The organism is Mesorhizobium sp. M7A.F.Ca.AU.002.02.1.1 (assembly GCF_003998535.1).
Taxonomy (GTDB): Bacteria; Pseudomonadota; Alphaproteobacteria; order Rhizobiales; family Rhizobiaceae; genus Mesorhizobium; species Mesorhizobium ciceri.
Map to the genome: position 1 here is coordinate 1 of NZ_RZPB01000644.1, position 3,471 is coordinate 3,471.

The window sequence follows — 3,471 nt, forward strand, 5'->3', positions numbered from 1 at the left end:
TCCTTGGACTGAACGACGTTAGCATCAATATGGCTGCTGGTCAGGTCCACGTCATAATGGGCCTTTCGGGATCCGGGAAATCCACCTTGATACGGCACATCAACCGGCTGGTTGAGCCGACGGCTGGCCAGATCATCGTTGGCGGCCAGGACGTTCTCAAATTGGATGAGCATGCTTTGCGGGCCTTTCGTCGCAACACCACGGCGATGGTGTTTCAAAAATTTGCTTTGCTTCCGCATCGCAACGTTCTGGAGAACACCCTGTACGGCCTGGAGATCCAAGGCGGCGATCGCTATAGGCATCGTGAAAAGGCGATGCGCTGGATTTCACGCGTTGGGTTGAACGGATTTGAAGACCGGTATCCGAACCAGCTTTCGGGCGGCATGCAGCAACGTGTCGGGTTGGCTCGGGCTTTGGCAAGCGACTCGCCAATCCTGCTGATGGACGAGGCGTTTTCTGCCCTCGATCCCCTCATTCGGTCAGACATGCAGGAGATGCTGCGGAATATTCAGCAGGAGGTGAAAAAAACGATCGTGTTCATCACGCACGATCTTGATGAGGCGTTGAGACTGGGAGACCAGATTGCCATCCTTCGCAACGGCGAGGTGGTTCAACAAGGTTCGAGCCAGGACATCGTTCTTCGGCCGGCAGATGACTACGTGGCCTCGTTTGTAAAGGACGTCAACAGAGGACGTATAATACGAGTTGACGCGATTATGACGCCGTCAAATCCGGCGAGCGCTTTGCCGAAATCTCTTCTCTCAGCTGACACCACCCTGAATGCGGCTGCAAAGCTGATGTGCCAGCATGGCGGGCACGAGAGCGTCGTCGTCGACGGACACGGCAAACCGTTGGGTCGAGTGACAAAGGACCAGATCATGGCGGCCATGATTGGATACGGCGGACTGTGGGGTAGCGAAAACGGTGGGGGCACCATTTCATTTCGACCGGTGTTGTACTCTGCCAATCAGCCGGCGAATCCAGGGAACCGCGCAGAACGATAGGCTATGTCGCTCGGGATCGTTCCGCCTTGGCACGATTTCCGCAATCATCATCATAGAGGTTATCAAGAGGCACCGATGCTGAAGCTAGATCAGTCGTTTCGTTTTGAAGGCCAGGACGTTGCGTGGGGCCGGATCGGGGAGGGCGCTCCCTTGGTGATGCTTCATGGAACGCCGTTTTCGTCACAAGTATGGCGCCGCATAGCGCCTCTCATAGCTTCACGCCGGACGGTCTATTTCTTCGATCTCCTCGGATATGGTCAATCCGCAAAGGCGGATGGTCAGGATGTGTCGCTAGGCGTGCAGAACAAACTTTTTGCCTCACTGTTGAAGGAGTGGGGCGTGAAGGAGCCTGACGTCCTTTGTCATGATTTTGGCGGCTCGACTGCACTTCGCACCCACTATCTTAACGATGTGCGGTATCGTAGCCTGTTGTTGGTCGACCCTGTGGCGGTCGCCCCTTGGGGCTCCGCCTTGGTGCAGCATGCGCGAAAGCATGAAGCCGCGTTTGCCGGCGCCCCCGATTACATTCACGAATCGATCTTGCGAGCGTACCTGCAAGGCGCGGCGTTCCAGACCCTTCGCAGCGAAGCTCTGGACCTCTATATGCAGCCTTGGCTTGGGCCCGTAGGCAAGCCGGCCTTCTATCGACAGATCGCCCAAATGGATCAAAAATTCACCGACGAAGTCGAAAAGCTTTATAGGCCGATGAATTTTCCCGTTCGAATTCTATGGGGTCGTGAAGACGAGTGGATCCCAATCGCGCAAGGACAGAAATTGTCCGAGAAGCTCACCAACGGGGTGATGACGGCCGTGCCTCAAGCAGGTCATCTCGTCCAGGAAGATGCGCCTGAAATGATCGTCGCGGCACTTTTCGATACGCTGCAGTAGTTCTCCGACCTAACCGGTGATGACGAGAGATGGCCAGAAAGTTTGCGTTTCTGCTGACGCGCCATTTTACGCTTTCGCCGTTTGCGCTTTTCGTCGACACGCTGCGGCTTGCGGGCGACGAGGATGATCGGAGTCGAAGAGTAGAGTTCGACTGGCAAGTGGTTGGCGAGCGTGGTTTGCCTATCCGCGCAAGTTGCGGCATCGAAGTGATGCCGACGAGAGAACTCCAGCACCCGGAGGAATACGACGATATCGTTGTCGTTGGCGGGCTTCTGAACACGGGCGATACTCTTGGAAGCCAGAAGGAAGCCTTCCTGCTAAAGGCCGCATCGCGCGGAGTTCGATTGACGGCGCTCTGCACAGCCAGTTTCGTACTCGCTCGATATGGATTGCTGGACGGCTACAACGTGTCCGTGAGCTGGCTCCACGTCAAAGATTTCCGTACCATGTTCCCGCAAGTCTTGGCACATGCGGATAGCCTGTTCTCCGTCGACAGAAGCCGCGCAACCTGCGCTGGCGGTGTCGGAGCGGCCGACCTGGCTGGTCATTTTGTGGCAGAGTCCATTGGTAAGAAAGCTAGCGAGAAAGCTGCCAAGATCCTTATTCTTGATCGGGTCAGGACGACCCGCGACGTCCAGCCCGTGGGAGATCTTTTCCCAAACGCCGAAAGTAGACAACTGAGGCGTGCCCTCCTTCTCATGGAGAGCAACGTCCAAGAAACGTTGGCTGTCAGCGACATTGCAAGATCGCTCAGCGTTTCGAGACGACAGCTTGAACGGTTGTTTTTTGCTGAAATCGGTAGGAGCCCACTGTCGGCATATCTCGCGATACGCGTGCACTACGCAAAGACGCTCCTCGAGGTTAGCGACCTAAACATGGGCGAGATTGGATTCCGCTGTGGCTTCAGCAATGCGGGACACTTCAGCCGCGCCTTCAAGCGCCAAACTGGCCTTACTCCCACCGACTTCAAGCAGTCCCGAGGCACGTCAGCCGTCCCATCTAGGTCGTGAGATGTTGGGGTTGCGGCCCCAAACGAATGGACGGCTGTGAACAAGTAAATGGTGCCGCTTGCGTGACTCGAACACGCGACCCCCGCATTACGAATGCGGTGCTCTACCAACTGAGCTAAAGCGGCCCGGGAAGCCAACGCCTCCAAGATGCGGCGGTGATAGACGCAACCGGGCGCGAATTCAAGATGCGACTTGGCAATTCCTGCGGCGGCGTCATGGCACCCTCGAAAGCCGGCCGCCGCCTTGTCCGCCAATCAATCGCCAAGGGATGCGGCGCACGGTACGTGCGCTCTCCGCGCGTGAAAATCGGTGAAACATGCTGATTTTGTTGCCGGAACAGCGCCGGAATGGACTTTGCATACCTCTGCGAGGCAGAATGCGCCGCTCGCCCGTTGATTGATTGGTCGCCTGCGGCTAACGATCACGGCAAGGTAGGCAAAGACAGAGGGACCCGCTTGGACGCGATCGAAAAAGCGATCCGGAACGCCTTGGAGAAAGGCAATGCCGAGGACCGCGCGTTCCGCGAGAGGGTCTATCGCTCGGCTTTTGCCGCGCTTGATCGCGCGCTC

The 3,471-nt window shown here is 57.0% G+C and carries 3 protein-coding genes, 1 tRNA gene and 1 pseudogene; 4 read left to right on the forward strand and 1 reads right to left on the reverse strand.

Going from position 1 to position 3,471, the window contains the following annotated elements; translation table 11 throughout:
* From EN879_RS28525 to EN879_RS28535, 3 genes are all read left to right on the forward strand, one after another.
* Positions 1-1,004 (forward strand): betaine/proline/choline family ABC transporter ATP-binding protein (locus EN879_RS28525; RefSeq protein ID WP_127274402.1); only part of this gene is annotated, 1,004 nt, incomplete at its 5' end.
* A gap of 3 nt (positions 1,005-1,007) precedes the next feature.
* Positions 1,008-1,892, forward strand: a complete 885-nt coding sequence (locus EN879_RS28530; RefSeq protein WP_348627661.1) for an alpha/beta hydrolase — start codon at positions 1,008-1,010, stop codon at positions 1,890-1,892.
* 29 nt (positions 1,893-1,921) lie between these two features.
* Entirely contained in the window at positions 1,922-2,902 is a 981-nt protein-coding gene (locus EN879_RS28535; RefSeq protein ID WP_063169965.1) for a GlxA family transcriptional regulator, read from the forward strand.
* A gap of 49 nt (positions 2,903-2,951) precedes the next feature.
* Here the strand turns inward: EN879_RS28535 and EN879_RS28540 are convergent.
* Positions 2,952-3,027: transfer RNA gene (locus EN879_RS28540), tRNA-Thr, on the reverse strand.
* 222 nt (positions 3,028-3,249) lie between these two features.
* Between EN879_RS28540 and EN879_RS40225 the strand changes: the two are divergent.
* Positions 3,250-3,471 (forward strand): annotated as a pseudogene (locus EN879_RS40225) (hypothetical protein); the annotation flags it as partial.

What these genes read in the sequence shown, in the direction of transcription:
- EN879_RS28530 (WP_348627661.1), top strand. Translation starts at nt 1,008, where the DNA reads ATGTCGCTCGGGATCGTTCCGCCTTGGCACGATTTCCGCAATCATCAT.
- EN879_RS28535 (WP_063169965.1), top strand. Translation starts at nt 1,922, where the DNA reads ATGGCCAGAAAGTTTGCGTTTCTGCTGACGCGCCATTTTACGCTTTCG.